This is a genomic window from Hungatella effluvii, assembly GCF_003201875.1.
GTDB classification, from domain to species: domain Bacteria; phylum Bacillota; class Clostridia; order Lachnospirales; family Lachnospiraceae; genus Hungatella; species Hungatella effluvii.
On record NZ_QJKD01000023.1, the window covers coordinates 51,209 to 73,109 of the forward strand.

Annotated in this window: 20 protein-coding genes; 19 read left to right on the top strand and 1 reads right to left on the bottom strand. The window is 49.8% G+C overall.

Features of this window, described 5'->3' with window-relative positions:
* Window positions 1–77 precede the first annotated feature (77 nt).
* The 17 genes from DFR60_RS27240 (at window position 78) to DFR60_RS27320 (ending at window position 18,187) form a co-directional block, all read left to right on the top strand.
* Complete coding sequence (locus DFR60_RS27240; protein ID WP_002601668.1) at window positions 78–566, top strand: MarR family transcriptional regulator; 489 nt, start codon at window positions 78–80, stop codon at window positions 564–566.
* Window positions 567–856: 290 nt separating this feature from the next.
* Window positions 857–1,231, top strand: coding sequence for a hypothetical protein (locus DFR60_RS27245; protein WP_110326137.1), 375 nt, complete (start codon window positions 857–859; stop codon window positions 1,229–1,231).
* A gap of 340 nt (window positions 1,232–1,571) precedes the next feature.
* Window positions 1,572–2,879 (top strand): MFS transporter, encoded by a 1,308-nt coding sequence (locus tag DFR60_RS27250; protein WP_110326115.1) that lies wholly within the window; start codon window positions 1,572–1,574, stop codon window positions 2,877–2,879.
* Window positions 2,880–2,953: 74 nt separating this feature from the next.
* On the top strand, window positions 2,954–4,027 hold the full coding sequence (locus DFR60_RS27255; protein WP_110326116.1) for an MFS transporter: 1,074 nt from the start codon (window positions 2,954–2,956) through the stop codon (window positions 4,025–4,027).
* Window positions 4,024–4,374 carry a hypothetical protein gene (locus DFR60_RS27260; protein ID WP_110326117.1) on the top strand — a complete coding sequence of 117 codons (351 nt, stop codon included), beginning with the start codon at window positions 4,024–4,026 and terminating at the stop codon, window positions 4,372–4,374. Before DFR60_RS27255 ends, DFR60_RS27260 begins: the two co-directional genes overlap by 4 nt.
* Before the next feature lie 60 nt (window positions 4,375–4,434).
* Window positions 4,435–5,082, top strand: coding sequence for a flavin reductase family protein (locus tag DFR60_RS27265; protein WP_110326118.1), 648 nt, complete (start codon window positions 4,435–4,437; stop codon window positions 5,080–5,082).
* Window positions 5,083–5,167: 85 nt separating this feature from the next.
* Window positions 5,168–6,109, top strand: coding sequence for an LPXTG cell wall anchor domain-containing protein (locus DFR60_RS27270; protein WP_110326119.1), 942 nt, complete (start codon window positions 5,168–5,170; stop codon window positions 6,107–6,109).
* Window positions 6,110–6,231: 122 nt separating this feature from the next.
* A complete protein-coding gene (locus DFR60_RS27275) occupies window positions 6,232–6,939 on the top strand; it encodes a response regulator transcription factor (protein WP_002601661.1) in 708 nt (235 codons plus the stop codon).
* Window positions 6,929–8,065: a sensor histidine kinase gene (locus DFR60_RS27280; RefSeq protein WP_207659581.1), complete on the top strand. Its 1,137-nt coding sequence runs from the start codon at window positions 6,929–6,931 to the stop codon at window positions 8,063–8,065. Before DFR60_RS27275 ends, DFR60_RS27280 begins: the two co-directional genes overlap by 11 nt.
* A 7-nt stretch (window positions 8,066–8,072) precedes the next feature.
* Window positions 8,073–10,565 (top strand): DUF8725 domain-containing protein, encoded by a 2,493-nt coding sequence (locus tag DFR60_RS27285; RefSeq protein ID WP_110326121.1) that lies wholly within the window; start codon window positions 8,073–8,075, stop codon window positions 10,563–10,565.
* Window positions 10,565–11,527 carry an ABC transporter ATP-binding protein gene (locus tag DFR60_RS27290; RefSeq protein ID WP_002601658.1) on the top strand — a complete coding sequence of 321 codons (963 nt, stop codon included), beginning with the start codon at window positions 10,565–10,567 and terminating at the stop codon, window positions 11,525–11,527. Before DFR60_RS27285 ends, DFR60_RS27290 begins: the two co-directional genes overlap by 1 nt.
* Entirely contained in the window at window positions 11,505–12,467 is a 963-nt protein-coding gene (locus DFR60_RS27295) for an ABC transporter permease (RefSeq protein ID WP_110326122.1), read from the top strand. The genes DFR60_RS27290 and DFR60_RS27295 overlap by 23 nt, the downstream gene beginning before the upstream one ends.
* A 33-nt stretch (window positions 12,468–12,500) precedes the next feature.
* Window positions 12,501–13,331, top strand: coding sequence for a deoxyribonuclease IV (locus DFR60_RS27300; protein WP_025531414.1), 831 nt, complete (start codon window positions 12,501–12,503; stop codon window positions 13,329–13,331).
* 123 nt (window positions 13,332–13,454) lie between these two features.
* Window positions 13,455–14,507 (top strand): helix-turn-helix domain-containing protein, encoded by a 1,053-nt coding sequence (locus tag DFR60_RS27305; RefSeq protein ID WP_110326123.1) that lies wholly within the window; start codon window positions 13,455–13,457, stop codon window positions 14,505–14,507.
* A gap of 316 nt (window positions 14,508–14,823) precedes the next feature.
* Window positions 14,824–16,179: an SPFH domain-containing protein gene (locus DFR60_RS27310; RefSeq protein ID WP_110326124.1), complete on the top strand. Its 1,356-nt coding sequence runs from the start codon at window positions 14,824–14,826 to the stop codon at window positions 16,177–16,179.
* The gene (locus tag DFR60_RS27315; RefSeq protein WP_110326125.1) at window positions 16,176–17,261 is read left to right on the top strand and encodes a TFIIB-type zinc ribbon-containing protein; all 1,086 of its coding nucleotides are present in this window, start codon (window positions 16,176–16,178) and stop codon (window positions 17,259–17,261) included. Before DFR60_RS27310 ends, DFR60_RS27315 begins: the two co-directional genes overlap by 4 nt.
* Window positions 17,258–18,187 (top strand): TPM domain-containing protein, encoded by a 930-nt coding sequence (locus tag DFR60_RS27320; protein WP_110326126.1) that lies wholly within the window; start codon window positions 17,258–17,260, stop codon window positions 18,185–18,187. The genes DFR60_RS27315 and DFR60_RS27320 overlap by 4 nt, the downstream gene beginning before the upstream one ends.
* Here DFR60_RS27320 and sfsA read toward each other — a convergent pair.
* Window positions 18,184–18,996, bottom strand: coding sequence for a DNA/RNA nuclease SfsA (sfsA, locus tag DFR60_RS27325; RefSeq protein WP_110326127.1), 813 nt, complete (start codon window positions 18,994–18,996; stop codon window positions 18,184–18,186). The genes DFR60_RS27320 and sfsA overlap by 4 nt on opposite strands.
* A gap of 327 nt (window positions 18,997–19,323) precedes the next feature.
* Here sfsA and thrC point away from each other — a divergent pair, with 327 nt between their 5' ends.
* A complete protein-coding gene (gene thrC, locus DFR60_RS27330; protein ID WP_110326128.1) occupies window positions 19,324–20,811 on the top strand; it encodes a threonine synthase in 1,488 nt (495 codons plus the stop codon).
* Between the two features lie 157 nt (window positions 20,812–20,968).
* Entirely contained in the window at window positions 20,969–21,832 is an 864-nt protein-coding gene (gene fba, locus DFR60_RS27335) for a class II fructose-1,6-bisphosphate aldolase (RefSeq protein ID WP_002601649.1), read from the top strand.
* Window positions 21,833–21,901 lie beyond the last annotated feature (69 nt).

The window sequence follows — 21,901 nt, forward strand, 5'->3', positions numbered from 1 at the left end:
GATAGGGACAGTGGGATATAGAAGATTAGATAAAATATTTTATATAAAGCAGCACGTGGAAAATGGGAGGCTGGGGCATGAGTAAGGAAGAACAGGTTTTTGGCGGGTTCTGGGATTTGTTTAATAAGAGGATTTTTCTGGATGAGTATAAGATGAAAAGACTGCTGAAGGGGTATAAGCCTTCGGAAGTGCACTGCATCGAATATATTGGGAAAAATACGGACTCTAATGTGACAAAGCTTGCTGAGGCTTTCTATATGACCAGAAGTGCAATCAGCAAAATTACAAAGAAACTTATGGAAAAGGGAGTCGTTGAGAGCTACCAGAAACCGGAGAACCGGAAGGAAATCTACTTTAGACTTACAAAACAGGGCGAACAGGTCTTTGAGATCCATGAGGAACTGCATCAGGAGTTCGAGGATCGGGATAAAGTGGTGTTCGATCAGGTGACTGAGGAACAACTCGATGGGATGCTCCGGTTCGTGGAAGCATATAAGCGCCACCTGGATCATGAGATTAAAAAGCTTGGGGTGGATGCCGACAGCGTCGGGCATGACCGGTTATAGAGGGCGTTAATAAAAACTAAGAAAAACTGTATCCAGGGTGACAGCGGATATCATATGTTCTGGCGTTTGAATGTACATAATAATGGTATATTCCTTGGATTCCGTTGCAGATCCTGGGAGCAAACGGTTCTGGTTTCATAATTACAAATATAACTATTTTCAAAATGCCTTTTTCGTCAGGAATAAATCTGCCCTGAGACAATCATGCAGGATAGGAGTACGCCCCGAATTTATATAATTCAGGGCGTATGGCTGATACTGGTTCTTTTAATAGTAAAGGATATAAATTCATGAAGAGAAAAATAAAATTATTAATTGTGCTTTTTACTCTAATATTATATCTTATGCCAGCACTATACTTTGATTTCATAGCATTTAATAATGCTGAATATCCCCCAATGTATTTATACAAAAATATAGAATGGTATCCGTCCCTGACACACCGTGATAAAGGTGCTGAGTATATTGAAGGACAGTATACCTATTATGGCTGGTGCTATAAAATAGAAATGAAAGTTTTTAAAAACAGTCAAACTCAACAGGTCTATAATTACTTCTCCGGGCATGGAACAGCAGTAAATTTCCTTATTTTTGGAAAAACTATTACAAGAAATTTTTATAATGGGGTTTCCATTAGATATTATGATATGCCGGAAACGCAATAATTTTGTATATGCCATCTCGGTTTATTGATTTGTACGCTATTTTTATGGTTAAATCGTCTTCTTATAATCCCTCCCCATACTAAAGTGAAATAAGCTTATTATATTGTAGCGCTATACTATTTATCCGACGAATAAAGCAAATGTACGAAAAACGATTAGTCAGATATACATACCATATAATTAAAACTGAGAAGAGCCTTCAATGAGAAGGGCCTTCTTTTTTTTGAACATTGGGCGGTGATCGAGAAATTTCCCTTTTTAAATATTGTTGACAAGGAAACAATATGGAGATAGAATAAATGTGTCCATGGAAATAATAAAAATGAAGGAGTTGTAATAGATGAAAAGTGACAGAGGTTTTTCTAAAGATTTTCTGCTCGTGGTTATCGGCCAGATTATATCGTTGTTTGGCAATCAGATTTTGAGGTATGCGCTTCCGCTTTATCTGCTGAATCAGACCAGGTCTTCGGCTTTGTTTGGGACGATTTCGGCGTGCGCATTTATCCCTATGATCGTACTGTTCCCTGTGGGAGGAATTATTGCGGACCGGGTGAATAAGAGGAATATTATGGTGATGCTGGACTTTGCCACGGCGGCGTTAATCGTCCTTTTTTATGTGATGGCGGGAATGGTTGATATTGTGCCGCTCATGGCGGTTACCATGATGGTTCTGTATGGGATACAGGGGGCGTATCAGCCGGCGGTGAAGGCGAGTGTGCCGATTCTGGTGGATACGGGCCATCTGATGCAGGCGAATTCTCTGATTGATGTGATCAGCTCCCTGGCCAATATGGCTGGGCCTGTAATTGGCGGCATTCTGTTCTCGGTTGTAGGGCTGGTGCCGATTCTGTACGTAAGCACGGGCTGCTTCCTGCTTTCTGCAATTATAGAGATTTTTATTCATATTCCATTTGAGAAAAAGCAGGCCGGCGGCAATATTTTTGTTACGGGATTCGGCGATCTGAAGGACAGTTTTCAGTTTATGTTTCAGAGACAGCCTGTACTGTGGAAGGTTTCGTTCGTATACTCGTTTCAGAACCTGTTCCTGTCTTCTCTGGTGTTGATTGGAGTCCCGTTTATCATTACACAGCATCTGGGATTTTCCATAAATACCGCCAACCGCATGTATGGATACGCGCAGGGCGTGATTGCGGCAGGCAGTATCGCGGGCGGGCTGCTTGCAGGGATTCTGTCTAAGAAGCTTAAGCCGAAGGCAATACCGGCACTGATAACAGGGGCTGCCGTGTCCATGCTGTTGGGGGGAATTGCCCTGCAGTTTTTAAGGACACCGATAAAGGCGTGGCTGCTTCTGATCATTGGCTGTGGCCTGATGCTGATGCTGTCGTCGCTGTTTCAGATACAGATTATGTCATATGTGCAGATTCTGACGCCAAATGACATGATCGGTAAAGTAATATCCTGCGTGATCTGTGTCTGTATGTGCGCAAATCCCGTAGGCGGATTTATCTACGGAATCGTATTCGAGAAGATCGGAGAACGCGTATATCTTCCGTTTTATGCAGCGGCGTTGATTGTGACGGGAATTGGTGTGCTGACACGCGGAATTTTCAGGGAAGTGGACCGGAAAATGGCGCAGGGAAGGCGGCCATCTGCGCATGAATGTAGAGAAATATTAGGAAAAAAGTAAAGATATTGCGAGGGTAAAATGATAGAATGAGTTTATAACGAAGAAATCAAAAGAGGAAAGGCGGTGGGAGGTCTATGACAGGGATTTATGCTCTCGTACATATGGCGGTGGACTTATCCTGTGCCTTTCTGGTTTATACATATGTGCTGGGAGGAGAGCAGTGGTACTTATGGCTGCTTCTTTATAATTTCTGCGCGTTTGCCCTGCAGATGCCGATCGGGGCAGCGGCCGACCGGCTGGACCGCAACAGCTGTGTGGCTGTGGGAGGCTGTGCCGGTGTTCTGGCCGGGCTGCTGCTTGGAATCGCGGGATTTCCGGCCGGAGCTGCCGTTGTGGCCGGAATTGGCAACGCCTGCTTTCATGTGGGAGGCGGGATCGATGTTCTGAACCACAGCGAGAGAAGAGCCGCGCCGCTGGGAATCTTTGTGGCTCCCGGCGCGCTGGGGATATTTCTGGGAACCATGTTCGGCCGGGCCGGAACGGAGGCGGCTGTGTGGATCGGCGGTCTTTTGATTCTCTCGGCGGTGGTGATCCGCGCGGCGGCGGGAAGAGAGAAGCTGTGGCTTTCATCCGGCAATGCGCCGTTTTCCTTCTCTGTGCCGTCAAGCTCTGTGTCGTCAGGCAGGACACTGATGGCGGCTGCCTGTTTCCTGGCGGCAGTGATTCTGCGGTCCTACTCCGGTATGATACAGAATTTCCCATGGAAAGAGACACTGGCGGGAAGCGGTTTCATTCTGGCTGGCGCTGTTGTGCTTGGAAAGATGGCAGGAGGCGTTTTAGCCGATAAGTGGGGCATTCAGAGAACTGCCTTCCGTTCCATGTGCGCGGCTGCGGTGGGATTTCTCTGCCTGGTTTATCCGGCTGCGGGGATTCTGGCAGTATTTTTCTGGAATATGTCCATGCCGCTGACCCTGTGGGCTGTTTCGAAGGTATTTCCGGGGGCGAAGGGCTTTGGCTTCGGTCTGCTGACATTCGGCCTTTTTGTGGGATTTTGCCCGGCCTGGCTCGGCGGAAGCAGCGTCGGAGGCCCGGTACAGTCCGGCATCCGGTTTATGGCGGGAAATGCCTCCTCTCCGGTCGGTATGGCTCTCATGGCGGTGGTGTCCTTGCTGCTTCTGGGCTGGGGACTTAAGCAGGTGGCGGAATGATGGGGCTGTGGATCGTTCCCGTTCTGCTGGTGTCGCTGGGGCTTACGGCTGCTTTGGAGGAAGGCTTCGGCTGGTTGGCTGGTGTGCGGGAACGATGGGATATGCTGCTGGTTTTATTGGTTAATCTGCTGACGAATCCGGCTGTGGTATTTCTCTACTATGTGAACTGTCTGTATCTGGGCTTTAACCGTACCGTAATTACTGTAGGACTGGAGGCGGCGGCAATTGCAGTGGAAGCGGCGTGCTATAAGGCCGCGGCAGGGAATATACGGCATCCCTGGCTCTTTTCGGTTGGCGCGAACCTGGTTTCCTTTACGTTGGGAGCGGTGATTACACGATACATTTAAGCTTCGGACCGGAATGAATCAGGAATCAGATTAAGTGAAACAGAAAGCGAGGCGGAGATTATGAAAATAGAGATTGGAACAATCTTCCCATCCCATTTTAAATCATCATACCCGGAAGAATTTGAGCTGTTTTCTCATTTTGAGACGACATCAGGAATTCCGACGGTTCTGTTTGCGGTAACCACATGGAAAGAAAATGGAATGCCCAACGTCTGTTTTCACGCATGGAGCTGTTTCCATGGGGACAAGACGGCTTTTTTCGCGGTGATGGGAGGTCTGTACCAGCATACGCATACCTATGCCAATATCCGGAGGGAAGCATGCTTCGGCATTAACTTTCTCCCTGTGAGCTGCTACGACAGGCTGATCAATACGATCCGGGGCAACGAGTACGAGGCGGACGAATTTCAGGCAGGCGGATTCACGGTGCAGGACGCGAAAACGATTCACGCCCCCATGATTCAGGAGGCCTTCATCAATATGGAGTGTACGCTGAAAGACATTCAGGATTTAAGCGGCGCCGGGATTACAGCGATGGTGATCGGCCAGGTTCAGCATATATCTGTCGAGGAGGAGTATGCGCAGGGCTATGAAAAACGTTACGGCAAAGACGGATTTATGATGTTGATTCCGGCCCCTCAGGATCTTAAGACCGGGGAACCTGCGCAGTCGGCAGTCGCGACGGTAAACATCGAAAGGCTGGACTGAAGCAGCGTTAAAGAGTACTCTCACGAATCTGAGCGCAAGGGAGTTTCCAGGAGTGCTCTCAAAAAGTAAGGGAGGAGAGAACAGAATGAGAGAAAACAACAATGGAGGACCATTGGCCGGCCAGGCAATGGCATTAAGACCTGTCCGGGAGGCGGTCGTATTCCTTCTGGTTCTGGCAGCGTTACTGCTGACGCCGGGAAAGAGAGCTGGGGCCGATGTGATCTGGACGCCGGACGATTCTTTTTACGACCAGCATTACGAAGACTGCGATTACGAGGGACGCCGTTATTACGCCAATGGCGCCGACGGATATGTGACGGTCATGGAGAGTCCTGAGAAGAGAAATGTCCTTGATGTCCTTGCCAATGGCCCTGTTCTGTACGTGTCCATGACGTATGACAAGGGCATATCCGGGAAATGGGGACTGGTCCAGTACGTTTTAAATGACGAAGGACAGCCGGCGGAAGACTACAGCTGGGATGAGGGCGCTACCGTGGGCTGGATTAAGATGGAAGAACTCTTAAGTGTATACGACGGTTACAGCTTTGCCGAAGAGCACAGGGCGGAGATTCAGGAGACGGATGAGGGTGCGGCGCCAAAGGTGGTCATGCCGGATACGGGGACCATCTATCTCTGGGAATATCCCGGCTCGGAGATTTCATACGGAACGCTGGAATCCATGGAGAGTGAGATATCCATCGATCAGACGTACCAGGATCCGGGCGGAGATCTTTGGGGCCATTCGGGCTATTATTTCGGCTATAGGAATTTCTGGATTAATTTAAGCGATCCGGGGGAGGCAAATCCGGAGTTGAAACCGCAGGAAAAACCGAAACTTACCCCTCCTGCAGATCGTAAAACGCTGGAAAGCCTTCCAAAGACAGGCAGATCCGGCCTGGTACTGCCCCTCACCGTGGCGGGGCTGATCGTCCTGACCATTGTCCTGACCGCGTTCGTAATCCGATTTATGGCGGTTAAAAAGAGGGATGAGGAAAAAACGGCGGACGGCGGGCGGAAAGAATCTTAAAAAGGCCGCGGGAGTAGGAAATTCCATGGTAATTTTGTAAGAAAATAGTAAAGCAAAGATACCTTTCTTGTGGTAGAATGGAAACAGACTAAAGCTGAAATAACACAAGGGAGGTATTTTTCATGTCAGAAACTACGAACATTCTGGTGGTAGATGATGAAAAAGAGATTGCTGAGCTGGTAGAGATCTATCTGGTCAGTGACGGATATAAAGTATTTAAGGCCAATAACGCCATGGACGGATTGGATATTCTGGATAAAAATGAGATCCATCTGGTTCTGCTTGATATTATGATGCCGGGCATGGACGGGATGGAGATGTGCAGAAAGATCAGAGAGACAAACAACATACCGATCATCATGCTGAGCGCCAAGTCCACCGATTTAGACAAGATCATGGGACTGGGAACGGGAGCCGACGACTACGTGACGAAACCGTTTAACCCGCTGGAGCTGACGGCCCGTGTGAAGTCCCAGCTGCGCCGCTACACCCAGTTAAACCCCAACAGTGCGGTGAATGAGAAGGCGGGCAACGAGATTACCATCCGCGGACTGATTATCAACAAAGACAATCACAAAGTGACCGTTTACGGGGAAGAGATCAAGCTGACCCCGATTGAATTCGATATCCTCTATCTTCTGGCGTCCAATCCGGGCCGTGTGTTCAGCACGGATGAGATATTCGAGAAGGTGTGGAATGAAAAAGTATATGAGGCCAATAACACGGTCATGGTACATATCAGACGTCTGCGCGGCAAGATGAAGGAAGACACAAGGCAGAATAAGATTATCACCACAGTGTGGGGGGTAGGGTACAAAATTGAAAAATGATATGAACCGGCGCTTCCGCACCCGTGTGATAACAAATATTTTTTACAGCGCGGTCGTTACCGTCCTGATCGAGGTCTTTCTCGTTACCAACGTATCTCTGATCGCCACCTATATGAACAATGCGGGAATCGATAATTTTTTTATATCGATTCTCGTCTCCTTTGACGTGGTGGTTATTCTGATGTATGTGCTGTTTGGTATCCTTGTCTTTACTGTCACTTTCATGATTCTTCAGGAAAAGTCGCTCCGCTATATCACGAAGATTTCCGATGCCATGCAGAACATTTCCGAAGGGGATTTGAATGTCACGGTGGAGGTGGAAGGAGACGACGAGTTCTCTTCCATGGCTGCCAACTTAAATAAGATGGTAGAAGACTTAAAGGAACTGATGGATAAGGAGAGAGAATCCGAGCGGACGAAGAATGAGCTGATTACCAATGTGGCCCATGACCTGCGGACTCCGCTTACCTCCATTATCGGTTACTTAGAGCTGCTTTCCGGCGACGTGAAGCTGGAACCGGAGATACAGAAAAAGTACATAAATATCGCATATGTGAAGACGAAGCGTCTGGAAAAGCTGATTGAAGACTTATTTGGGTTTACAAAGATGAATTACGGAAAGCTTTCCATGCATGTGGGCCAGGTGGATGTGGTGAAACTGCTGAGCCAGCTGCTGGAAGAGTTCTATCCCAGCTTTGTAGACAAGAATTTATCGTATGAACTGCAGAGCAACGTACCCGTCAAGGTGATTACCGCAGATGGGAATCTGCTGGCCCGGCTTTTCGATAATCTGATCAACAACGCCATCAAGTACGGCGCGGATGGAAAACGGATCATGGTGAAGCTGCACGCGGATGATGAGATTGTCACGGTTTCAGTTATCAACTATGGCTATGTGATCCCGGCGGATGAACTGCCGCTTATCTTTAACAAGTTTTACCGTGTGGAGCAGTCCCGTTCCACCAACACGGGGGGAACCGGACTTGGCCTTGCCATCTCGAAGAATATCGTGGATATGCATGGCGGCACAATCACCGTGACCAGCGATTTATCTGGTACGGTATTTACGGTGAAACTGAAAGTGAATTTTGACGTTAACAAGGAAAACTTTGGAAAGATAGGATGACAAAAGGATGAGATTCAGAAAAAATACCCTCGTATGGGCGGTGATACTGAGCATGGCAGGCAGTGTTCTACTGCCTGCCTCCTGTGTAAAGGCCTATGCTGCGCAGAATATGACAGAGCCGGCGAACAGCTTAAATACCGAGTCCGATATTTATCTGGCGTCGTCTCCGGTCGTGATGGACGTGACTTACGGATATGACGGGGCGGCCAAGAGCGGCCGCTATGTGCCGATTCAGATTTCCCTGGCCAATCAGGAGCAGAAGGCGTTTGAAGGTACTCTTCGAATCCAGGCAATGGAGTCCGATTATGAGATTTATGATTACGATTACCCGCTGACCCTGTCCGCAGGGGAGAACCTGGAGAAGACCCTGGACATTCCGGCAGGCAGAGGTGAGATTCTGTATGTGAAGCTGTTCGATGGAAATGGCACGGAGCTTGTGCGCAAACGTCTGAGAATCAATGTGAGCCGTGAAGTCGCAGAGCTGTATGTGGGCATCCTTTCCGATTCTCCGGACAGCTTGAACTATTTAAACGGTGTGGGAGTCAATTACAGCTCGGTCAGGACGAAGACATTTAATCTGACGGCGGATACCATGCCGGATAAGGCTGTCGGGATGGATCTGCTGGATGTACTGCTGATCACGGATTACGATACGAGAAAGCTTTCAGACAGCCAGACTGACGCTGTCTGGGAGTGGGTCAGAGGGGGCGGAACGCTGTTAATCGGAACCGGCGGCCGCGCGAATGATACGCTGGCGGCGTTCCGTGAGGAGATTGTCGAGACGGCATTTCCAGCGCCCGATGTGCGTTCCGTGGATATGGGCGTGGAATATGCCACCGACGGCCCGGGAGATTCCTTTATCAATCTGACCTGCGCCGACATCTCGTTAAAGGGCGGCACCGAAGTGCTGGCCAACGACGAGTTTCCGGTTCTCACATCGACTCCGAAAGGTAAGGGGCTGGTGGGAGTCGCCGCCTATGACTTCGTGGATATCTCGGACTTCTGTGAGACACAGCGTTCCTACGTGGATAAGCTTCTGACCGCGCTTTTGGGAGAAGATAAGCTGAACAACTTATCCTCCTATCTCTATTACGGCAATTCCAGCAAATACTGGTCAGTTCAGAGTATTTTGAACACAGGCAATGTAGATAAGCTTCCGAATATGCCGCTGTATGTGATTGTGATTCTCGGTTATATCATTCTGGTAGGGCCGGGGCTTTACCTGCTGTTAAAGAAGCAGGAGCGGAGACGATTTTACCGGACGGGTGCAGTCGTTCTGTCCCTTACCTTTGCGGCGGTCATCTACCTTATGGGAGTCGGAACCCGGTTTAAGAATACGTTCTTTACCTACGCCACGATTCTGGATACGTCGGAGAAATCCATTGACGAGTACACCTACATCAACATACGGACTCCGTATAACAAACCGTACGCGGTTTCACTGGATCCGGGCTACGACCTGCTTCCCATAACCAGAAGCTATTATTACGATATGACGCCGGTGCCCAAATTTACAGGCACGGAGGAGAGCAAGGTGCGGGTCGAGTACGGGCTGAATGAGACGAAGATATCCGCTCAGAACGTGGTTGCCTTCACTCCCAAGTATTTCTCACTCGTGAAGAAGAGTCCCAACACCGAGCACCAGGGGCTTACGGGAAATGTCACTCTGTTTGACGGCCAGATAAGCGGTACCGTGACGAACCGGTACTCATTCCCGGTGGAAAAGGTCGGAGTGATGATGTTCGGACAGATGATCGTGATCGATGAACTGGGGCCGGGAGAGACGATGTCGCTCGATGGTCTGAAGGTCATTAATTATCCGCTGAACAGCTCCTATTTAATCGCGGAGCGTGTGACGGGCGGCTATCAGTATGAGAAGCCGGATATCGAGGATGAGAACTACATGCTGGCACTTTCCCGGGCAAACATCCTGGGCTTCTACCTCGACACGTATGCCTCTGTCTACAGTCCGGAGGCACGGATCGTGGCGTTCAGCAGAGAGCAGTCTGACAGCAAATTCCTGGCAAAGGGTGACTTTGACACCTACGGCATGACCATGTTCACTTCTGCCCTGGATATCAGCACGAAGAAGAACGGCTATACCTACCGTTCGGCTCTGATGAAGGCGCCCCACGTCGTGAGCGGCCAGTATTACGCGGCCAGCAACTCCGTCTATGGCATGGACCCGACGGTTTTAGAGTACTCCCTGGGGAATGACATCGAGGTGGAGAGCCTGACATTTGAAAAGATTTCGGATGAATTCCTGGAAGGTGAGAAGAACAATGGATTGACCCTGTTCAGCGGAAGCCTCTATTTCTACAATCACGATACGGGAATTTACGATCTGATGGATACCGGAAAGAGCGTCTATGCTGCAGATGAACTGGAGCCTTATCTGTCTCCTGGAAATACGATGACAATCAAATATATCTTTGACAACAACACGGATTACAGCTGGGTGACACTGCCGATGCTGACCGTCCTGGGAAAGGATAAATGATGCTGGAGATCAGAAACTTAAAAAAGACATTTGGAAAATTTTACGCACTGAACGGTCTGGACATGGACATCGGCGATGGAGCACTCTACGGATTCGTAGGGCCCAACGGAGCCGGAAAGACGACGACCATCAAGATTATGACCGGACTTTTAGAGGCGGACGAGGGGCAGGTGCTGATCGACGGCGTGAATGTAACCGGCGGCCTGTCCCAGCTGAAGCTTAAGATCGGGTATGTGCCGGATTTCTTCGGCGTATACGACAATTTAAAGGTCAGTGAATACATGGAGTTTTTCGCCTCCTGCTATGGAATCAACGGCTTAAAGGCGAGAACGCGTTATATGACGCTTCTGGAACAGGTTGGACTGGAAGACAAGGTGAATTTCTATGTGGACGGCTTATCCCGTGGTATGAAGCAGAGGCTGTGCCTCGCCAGGGCGCTGATCCACGATCCGTCCCTTCTCGTCATGGATGAGCCGACCTCCGGATTGGATCCGAGAACCCGGTTTGAATTTAAGGAGATATTAAAAGAACTGCGGGAGCAGGGAAAGACGATCCTGATCAGCTCCCATGTCCTCTCCGAGCTCTCCGAGCTCTGTACGGACATCGGGATCATCGATCAGGGAAAGATGGTGTTAAGCGGCAGCATGGAAGCGATCCTGCGCCGCGTCAATACCTCGAATCCGCTGATCATCTCCATTTTGGGGAGCAAGGAGAAGGCGCTGACGATTTTAAAGAGCCAGCCCTGCGTACAGACCATTTCCGTAAAGGAAGGCAATATCATGGTCCAGTTCGTCGGGGACGAGGAGGATGAGGCGGTCCTGCTTCAGCAGCTGGTGGATGCGGAAGTGATGGTGCACGGGTTTATCCGTGAACCTGGAAGCCTGGAATCCTTATTTATGCAGATAACTGACCACGATGTAGAAAAGGCGGTGTTAGTACATGAAAATGAATCCGGTATATAAAAGAGAGACCACCGTCAGCTCCAGAAGCTTCAGGCTGGCGCTGATCATCATGGTGTTTAACGGAATTCTGGCCCTGGTGGCTCTGCTTAACATGTATTCCGTTGTTGCGAGAGTAAAGATAACGGCGGAGATCCAGTACTCCTCTTTCCTGAATCTGTACGTATTTGTAAGCGTGGTGGAGTTCGTCATGCTGATGTTCATCATGCCGGCCCTGACTGCCGGAAGCATCAGCGGAGAGCGGGAGCGGCAGACGCTGGATTTGATGCTGACAACGACCATGAAGCCGTCGGAGATTATATTGGGAAAGCTGAGCGCGTCCTTTTCGACCATGTTTATCCTGATCGTATCCAGCTTTCCGCTGCTGGCGGTGTCCTTTGTATACGGCGGCATCACGTTCTATGACGTCTGCCTGCTTCTCCTGTGCTATGTGGCGGTAGCGCTGCTCACCGGGAGCATGGGAATCTGTTTTTCGGCCATTTTTAAGCGTTCCACCATTGCGACGGTGGTAACCTATGGCATTCTGATTTTGATTGCGGCGGGGACGTATGCGGTAAACGTGTTTGCACTTTCCATCGCCCGCATGAACATGAACAACACATACATAAGCTCGGTCGGTTCCATGACGGAGCAGGCTAATTCCGGAGGATTTTTATATCTGCTGCTCCTGAACCCGGTTGCCACATTTTACGTGATGATTAACGGCCAGGCAGGAGATAATCAGGTTACCGGAAGCTTAAGCCGCTGGTTCGGCCCGCATCCGGAGAATTTCATCATGAATTACTGGGTGGTTATAAGCATCATCATTCAGCTGGCGCTGTCTGCGATCTTCCTGTTGATCGCAATTCGCGCCATCAATCCGGTCAAGAGAAAACCGGTAAAACAGCAGAAGGTAAAGAGCAAGGTGGGGGTGAGTGTCCCGGCGGCTGGCAGCCAGTCGTAAGGCGACTGCCTGCGGAAATAAAGGAGAAAACATATGCTGACAATTGGATGTCATTTATCATCTTCGAAAGGTTATCTTGCCATGGGAAAAGAGGCTGTGAAGATTGATGCAAATACGTTTCAGTTTTTTACCAGGAATCCGCGTGGAACGAAGGCGAAGGCCATCGATGAAAATGACGTGGAACGGTTCCTGGCATTTGCGAAGGAGAACGGGATCGAGCGGATCCTGGCCCATGCTCCTTATACGCTGAACGCCTGCTCTGCGGATGAGCATCTGCGAGAGCTTGCGAGAGATACGATGGCGGATGATTTAAGGCGTATGGAGTATACGCCCGGCAACTGCTATAATTTCCATCCGGGAAGCCATGTGGGACAGGGGGCAGAGGCGGGGATCGCGTTCATTGCGGATATGCTGAACCAGATTTTGAAACCGGAGCAGCGTACTACGGTTCTCCTTGAAACCATGTCCGGGAAAGGAAGCGAGGTGGGCCGTGAATTCGAAGAACTGCGGGAGATATTAGACCGTGTGGAGTGTAAGGAACGCATGGGCGTCTGCCTCGATACATGCCATGTGTGGGACGGAGGCTATGACATTGTAAATGATTTGGAGGGCGTCATCGGGAAGTTTGACCGGATCATCGGTCTGGAAAAGCTGAAGGCCATTCATTTAAACGACAGTCTGAATCCGCTGGGCGCCCATAAGGACCGCCATGCGAAGATCGGGGAAGGCTGTATCGGGGAGGAAGCGTTGAAGCGTGTGGTGACGCATCCGGCTTTAAAAGATCTGCCGTTTTATTTAGAGACACCGAATGAGCTTCCCGGGTATGCCAGGGAGATTGCAGTCATGAGAGAGGCGAGCAGATAAAAATAACTTATAGTTAAAAAACAAAACCACGAATTAAAAGACACTCAATTGTATACCTGTCCGAAGCCTGATATAATAAGACCATGAAGGGCCCTTCTTCATAGAAAACAGGAGGGATTATGTATGGCAATGAATGCGGTAATACGTGAAAAACGAAAAGAACTGGGACTGACCCAGGAGAAGGTTGCGGAGTATTTAGGAGTATCTGCGCCAGCCGTGAACAAATGGGAAAAGGGGATCACCTGCCCTGATGTTTTGTTATTGCCTGCGCTGGCCCGCCTGCTGAAAACGGATTTGAATACGCTGCTCTGCTTCAAAGAGGAATTGACGGAACAGGAGATTGCCGGATTCTGTGTAGAAGTGGCAGAGACGGTCCGGGCGGACGGAATGAGCGCGGGAATCAGGCTGGTGAGGGAAAAGGTACAGGAATACCCCGCATGCGGTCCGCTGATTCACAGGGCTGCGATGGTGTTAGACGGCGCGTGGTTTATCAACGGCTCGTGTTACGAGGAGCGGGATGAGTATGCGGAGGAGATTCTCTCTCTGTATGAGCGCGCGGCGGAGTGTGGTGATGAAAAAGTCACCACCGGCGCCCGGTTTATGCTGGCATCAAAATATATGGTTCGTATGGAATATGAAAAGTCACAGAGGATGCTGGATTTGCTTCCGGAAAGAAACCATATGGATAAACGTCAGATCCAGGCGAATCTTTATATCAGACAGGAAAAGCTTGATGAGGCGGCCCGTCTGATGGAGCAGACGCTGATCATGCGGCTGAATGAGCTGGAGGGCGTACTCCTAAGCCTCGCTGAAATTGCAGTGAAAGAGGGACGGCCGGAGGATGCCACAGACATAGGGGAACGCTGGAAGGTCGTTGCGGAGCAAATGGGACTGTGGAACTATAACGGGCTGGTAATCGCGCTGCAGGCGGCTCTCGACCGGGAAGATGAGGCACAAAGCATCAGAATGATCAAAGAACTTTTGAAGGCGGCGGCAACGCCGTGGGAGATAAAAAACTCGCCTTTATTCCGGCATATTCCGGTTAAGGGGGTTCCGGAAACTTATACGAAGCAGATCATTGCGCCTATTTTATACGAATTCGAGAATTGTTCAAAATACGACTTCCTTCAGAGCAATGAGGAATTCAGGCAGCTGATCGAGCAGTACCGAAAGTGACAGTTCCCTGCCCCTCCCACGCACCGGAACGCCCGGCGAGGACTTTCAGTGAGGACGGTAACTGTCACTTTCGGAGACAAAGTAAAGAATCGTAATAGAAAATTTTGTAGATAGATGGAATCCCGGTATGGTATACTATATTCATATCGGGATATTTATTGTATAATAGGAAAGTGTTCCTATTACACAATAAGCCCTCCGGGCAGGAGGCGCACTTCGCGCTAAGGAAGTATGGTTGCTGAAGCAACCGCGCTTCGGCGCGTTAGTCCGGCGAGCCGGACTCTTTATTCTAATAAACGTGACAGGAGGCAGCAACATGGGAATTATAAAAGCAGTTACGACCGCCATCGGCGGTTCATTGGCAGACCAGTGGCTGGAGGTCATTGAGTCAGGCAATATGGGAGATCAGACAGTCTTCACCAGCGGCGTGAAAATCCGCAGAGGGTCCAATACGAAGGGAACGGATAATACGATTTCCGACGGTTCCGTCATCCACGTGTACCCCAACCAGTTCATGATTCTGGTAGATGGAGGCAAGATTATCGATTACACCGCGGAAGAGGGATATTATACCGTCAAGAATTCCTCCCTGCCATCCCTGTTTAACGGACAGTTCGGGGAGGCGCTTAAAGAGTCCTTTGACCGTGTGCGTTTCGGCGGCGAAACTCCTACGTCTCAGAAGGTCTATTTCATCAACCTGCAGGAGATCAAGGGAATCAAGTTCGGAACCCCGAATCCAATTAACTATTTTGACCAGTTTTACAATGCAGAACTGTTTCTGCGTGCCCACGGTACGTACTCGATCAAGGTAACGGACCCGCTGTTATTCTACGCCGAGGCTATTCCGAAAAACAAGGCAAGAGTTGAGGTTACGGATATCAATGAGCAGTATTTGTCCGAATTTTTAGAGGCGCTGCAGTCCTCCATTAATCAGATGTCGGCTGACGGGATCCGCATTTCCTACGTGGCCTCCAAGGGCAGAGAGCTGGGTGACTACATGGCGGATACTCTGGACAGTCAGTGGAAGGCCATCCGAGGCATGGAGATTCAGTCTGTAGGTATTGCCAGTATCTCGTACGATGAAGAATCCAAGAATCTGATCAATATGAGAAACCAGGGAGCCATGCTGAGCGATCCTGGCGTGCGGGAAGGTTATGTTCAGGGCTCGGTAGCCAGAGGCATGGAGGCCGCCGGGAGCAATGCGCACGGCTCCATGGCTGGCTTTATGGGCATGGGTGTCGGCATGAACGCGGGAGGCAGCTTCATGGGAGCTGCTTCCAACTCGAATTTACAGCAGATGCAGATGAATCAGATGATGAGAAATCAGCAGATGGCAGGAAACCAGCAGATGGCAGGAAACCAGCAGATGGCAGCCGGGCAGATGCAGGGCGGCCAAATGGCGGGAGCGCAGCCGACGCAGGGCGCCGGCCAGGCAGGCGGCAATGGCCCGATACCGGGAACCGGAACCCCGTCCTTTGTACAGCAGGCGTCTGAGGCCAGACAGGCAGCAAGCCAGTCAGGTGACTCATGGACCTGTAAATGTGGAACTGTCAACACAGGAAAGTTCTGTCCGGAATGCGGAGCTCCCCGGCCAGCCGGTCCGTGGACCTGTGAATGCGGAACTGCCAACAATGGAAAATTCTGTTCGGAGTGTGGGAAACCAAGACCATGAGTGCGACCATAACATATAAGTGTCCGAACTGCGGCGGCGGCCTGCAGTTTGATCCTGAGAAACAGAAATATGCATGTGAATACTGTCTGTCCGAGTTTACTCAGGAAGAACTGGAACGGCTGAGTCCGGAAGCATCGGCCGATCAGACCATTTTCCAGTCTGCCGGTATGGCCGGAGAGGAAACTCAGGAGGACCGGAAAATGGAAGGGACTCCCGTCCTTTACACCTGTCCCAGCTGCGGAGCGGAGATCGTAACCGATGAGACCACTGCGGCCACCATGTGTTATTACTGTCACAATCCGGTAATTCTTTCCGGAAAGCTGTCAGGAGAGTATAATCCGGACTATGTCATCCCCTTTCAGCTGGACAGAGAAAAAGCGACCGCCATATTTTCCCAGTGGATGAAGAAAAAAAGATATGTGCCGAAAGCCTTTTATTCAGAGGATCAGATCCAGAAAATATCCGGTGTGTATTTTCCGTATCTGATGTACAGCTGCCGGGTGGAAGGAGAGCTGGAGGCCCGGGCCGACAGGCTGCGAATCTGGGTGAGCGGACGGTATCAGTATACAGAGACCCAGACGTACGATATTTTCCGGGAAGGCGACATGGAAGTGAACCACGTCACCCGCAATGCCTTAAAAAAGGCAAACAGAGAGCTGGTGGAGGGGGTTCTGCCCTATGATATGGAGAAGCTGGAGCATTTTACCCCAGGTTATCTGTCCGGCTTCGTGGCAGAGCGGCGCGATATGGAGGAACAGGACTTTTCCGCTGACGTATACGGCGAGGTTCGCCAGTTTGCGCTTGATTCCCTAAAAGAAAGTGTTGGAACGTATGACCGGGTCAGTGTTCGCCGGTCGGACGCGCAGCTGAGAGATGAGAAATGGGAATACGCCCTTCTTCCAGTCTGGACACTCACCTATCATGACCAGGCTAAAAACGAGATGTACTATTTTACCGTCAATGGACAAACGGGAAAAGTTTGTGGAAAACTTCCGGTTGATAAGACGAAATTGTTGATACTGTTTGCGGAAATTTTCTTCCCGGTCCTGTTATTCATGCTTTTGATGGGGTATCTGATATGATGAGACGACAAAGAAATGGTGTATCCGTATACATAAAAAACGGGAGTCAGCTGCTTCGGCTGCTGCTCTTTGCCGCGGCGATTCTCTTTCTGGCTGGATTCTGCATGGTGTCCACAGCCCGGGCCTCCGGGAACTCTGACCTGGCAGAAGGTAAAACCAGAGTTTTCGATCAAGCGGGTCTGTTCAGCGAAGCAGAGAAGAGTTCCATGGAAGAAGAAATTGCCTCCATGCGGAAAGATATGAACATGGATGTGGTGATCGTTACCACGGATGATGCAGGTGGAAAATCAGCCGAAAGGTACAGTGAAGATTTTTACACTAACGGAAATTTCGGAACGGGAAAAGACTACAGCGGTGTGATATTCCTGATTGATATGGATAACCGGGAGCTGTATATCGCTCCTGTAGGAACGATGAACCGGTTTCTGACGGATAAGCGGTGGAATACTATTTTAGATGATGCCTATGAGGGCGCATCGAATGAGGACTATGCGGCCAGTGCCGAAGCATTTTTAGCGGGTGTCCGCAAATATTACACGGCCGGAATACCGGGCGGTCAGTACAACTACGACCGCGACACCGGTAAAATCAGCGTCTATCGCAGCATAAGCTGGTCGGAGGCCGCATTAGCCCTGGCGGTGGCCCTGCTGGCGGCCATAAGCCCCTGTATTGGTGTCAGGAACCGCTACGCGATGAAGAAAGAGCGGAGACAGGCTGAAAATTATTTAAAAGCCTACCGGGCAGACTGCCGCTTCCGTTTTTCTGCAAATACAGATAATCTGGTCAATAAGACCGTCACCCATATTGTGATTCCAAAGAATACTTCCAGCGGTCATTCCGGTGGCGGCGGTAGTTCCTCGTCCGGCCGCAGTACAACTCATTCCTCCGGTGGCCGCAGCTATGGCGGCGGAGGAAGAAAGTTTTAGTATTTGGATAGAAATACCGGTACAGCCCGGTCGATTTCTAAAGTATCCGCGGTCACGATACAGTCATAAGCGAGAATATGGACGCCGGCCTCATGGGCCAGGCGCAGCGCATCCCCGAACTGGGGATGCGTTTTTTGGTTGGGCGTAAACTCCCGGATTCCCTTCATCTGGATTACAAACAGGATATAGGCCTCATACCCTGCCTTTACCGCTTCTGCCAGTTCCAGAATGTGCTTGATGCCCCGCTCGGTCGGCGCGTCGGGGAACATGGCGACGCCGTTCTCCTCCAAAGTTACACCTTTGACTTCCATAAAGGCAGGTTTCGTACAGCTCTGAAAAGCAGAGGCGGAAGAGGCGGTAAAAACCATATCAAAAGCCAGATCGAACCGGGATTGTCTATAGGTGACTTCCCTGCGAATATTGGCCAGTCTGAGCACTGGTTGAAATTTTTCACCGTCATAGCCGTTAACCGGCAGTGTTGGCGCCTGCTCCATGGCATGAAGCCATTCCGCCGCCACCTGGTTCGGAGCCTGGGAATCCATGTTGATAAGCAGGAGTTCTCCGTTTCGTTCCTTCAAGACCCCGATCAGCGAGTATTCCGTCTTCCTGCCCAGTGCTGCGGCCTCCGGATGAAACTGAAGTATCACTGCAGTGCCCGGCAGAAGCAGCTCTCTGCACCGTCCCGTGTTTTTTACATGGCAGACTACGGTTTCTTCTTCCCCGCCCGCCTCTCGCCGGATAGCCACATGGGCGATAAAGCGGTTAGGCCGGCTTATAAAAGTACCCTGTATCATATGTTCATATCTCATGGTTAAAATATATCCTTTCTATCATTAAAAGCATAAGTATAAAGAGCCTCCATTCAGTCTGCATAGCCCTACGCCTCATTCATCGGAACGAAATTCCCCGCAAAATGCCGTGCAGACTATTCCTAGCATACCACACCACGTAACAAAAATAAATTGAAATGTAATGTCCTTAAACTGAATACATATGTCCGTACTATGAAAACTTTTTTGACGTTTCTGGTTGCACCTTCAAACAAAGTATGCTACAATTCTGGCAAGGTTTCAGACCAAAAGCATGAAAATACGGCTGAATTACAATATGTAAGAGTAAGAAAGGAAAGAGACATCATGGAATTATCCTATCAAAGCACCCGCGGCGGCGAGACCGGTGTGACGGCCTCCCAGGCAATCTTAAAGGGGCTGGCAGACGACGGCGGCTTATTTATGCCGACCTTTATCCCAAAACTCGATAAAACGATGGAAGAACTGGCAGGCATGACGTATCAGGAGACCGCCTATGAGGTGATGAAGCTGTTCCTCACCGACTACACGGAAGAAGAACTGAAGAACTGCATCGCCAGAGCGTATGACAGCAAATTTGACACCGGGGAGATCGCTCCTCTGGCAAAGGCGGATGGCGCTTATTTCCTGGAGTTATATCACGGGAGCACGATCGCATTTAAGGATATGGCTCTTTCCATTCTGCCGCATTTAATGATCACTGCCGCTAAGAAAAATCAGGTAAAAAACAAGATTGTAGTTTTGACTGCAACCTCCGGCGACACCGGTAAGGCCGCCATGGCGGGCTTTGCCGATGTGGAAGGAACAGCCATCATCGTCTTCTATCCAAAAGACGGCGTAAGCCGCATTCAGGAGCTTCAGATGGTGACGCAGAAGGGGGATAACACTCACGTAGTTGCGATCCACGGTAATTTCGACGATGCCCAGACCGGCGTGAAGAAAATATTCGGAGACAAGGCATTTGCGGCCGCACTCGCCGAAAAAGGCTGCCAGCTCTCCTCTGCGAATTCCATCAATATCGGCCGTCTCGTTCCTCAGGTTGTATATTATGTGTATGCCTATGCAAAGCTTCTGGAGGCCGGCGAGATCGAAGCAGGGGAGCAGATCAACGTGACGGTGCCTACCGGCAACTTCGGCAATATCCTTGCGGCTTATTTGGCAAAAGAGATGGGCGTCCCGGTGAAGACCCTGATCTGTGCTTCCAATGAGAATAAGGTCCTGTATGACTTTTTCCGCACGGGTACATACGACAGGAACCGCGATTTCATCCTGACGACCTCCCCATCCATGGATATTCTCATTTCCAGCAACTTAGAGCGCCTCATCTATTTAAGCGCCGGCAGCGATGCTAAGGCCAATGCAGCCCTGATGAAGGAATTGAGCGAGAAGGGAAGCTACACGGTGACGGAAGAGATGCGCGGGTTCATGAAAGATTTCCTTGGAGGTTTTGCGTCGGAAGAAGAGAACCGTGCCACGATTAAAAAGATCTTTGAAGACACCGGGTACTTAATTGATACCCACACAGGTGTCGCTGCGTCTGTATACAACCATTATAAAGAAGAGACAAAGGATCCTGCCAAAACCGTTATCGCGTCCACAGCCAGCCCGTATAAGTTCTCAGGAAGCGTTCTGGAGGCCATCGACGGCGTTCGGCCGGAGGAAGATGAATTCGCCATTGTGGACCGTCTGGCGGAGCTGTCAGGCGTTGCCATTCCGCAGGCCGTAGAGGAGATCCGCACAGCGCCTGTGCGCCATACCGCGGAGTGCGGCATCGATCAGATGCAGGCCACGGTAGCTGGGATTCTTTCGGTATAATCGAAAAGATGATGGTTGGAAAAGGCGATATGTAAGAAAATATGTAAGATTGTTATAAAAATCACAATTCAAAAATATTTATCTTTGCAAATGCTGCGAAATGGTATATAATGATGTAGAAATGAAATAAATATAAATCGAATTGGAGGTTTGTGATATGTTAGTTTCAGCAAAAGAAATGCTTGAAAAAGCAAGAGACGGAAAGTATGCTGTTGGCCAGTTCAACATCAACAACCTTGAGTGGACCAAAGCGGTCTTACTGACAGCAGAAGAACTGAATTCCCCGGTCATCCTTGGCGTATCCGAGGGTGCTGGTAAATACATGACAGGTTACAAGACAGTATCAGCGATGGTAAAGGCTATGATCGGTGAACTGAACATTACAGTTCCGGTAGCTTTACATCTGGATCACGGCAGCTACGAAGGCTGCTATAAATGTATCGAGGCAGGATTCTCCTCCATCATGTTCGATGGCTCTCACTATCCGATCGAAGAGAACGTTGAGAAGACGAAAGAGCTCGTAGCAGTATGTGCAGAGAAAGGCATCTCCTTAGAGGCAGAAGTCGGCTCCATCGGCGGCGAGGAAGACGGCGTAGTTGGAATGGGCGAGTGTGCAGATCCGAACGAGTGCAAGCAGATTGCAGATTTGGGCGTAACCATGCTGGCTGCCGGTATCGGCAACATCCATGGCAAGTATCCGGAGAACTGGGCTGGATTAAGCTTTGAGACTCTGGCTGCTGTAAAAGACAAAGTAGGCGATATGCCGTTAGTACTTCACGGTGGTACAGGCATTCCTGAGGATCAGATCAAGAAAGCGATCAGCCTCGGCGTAGCCAAGATCAACGTAAACACAGAGTGCCAGCTGTCCTTTGCTGACGCTACCCGTAAATACATCGAAGCAGGCAAGGATTTAGCAGGCAAGGGTTTTGACCCGCGTAAACTTCTCGCACCAGGAACGGAAGCAATCAAGGCAACCGTCAAAGAGAAGATGGAATTATTCGGTTCCGTGGGAAAAGCTTAAGTTTGAATAATCCTGGATCCTGAAATGCAATTATTAAAAAAAATACTTGCATTTTTGAGAAAAATGGTT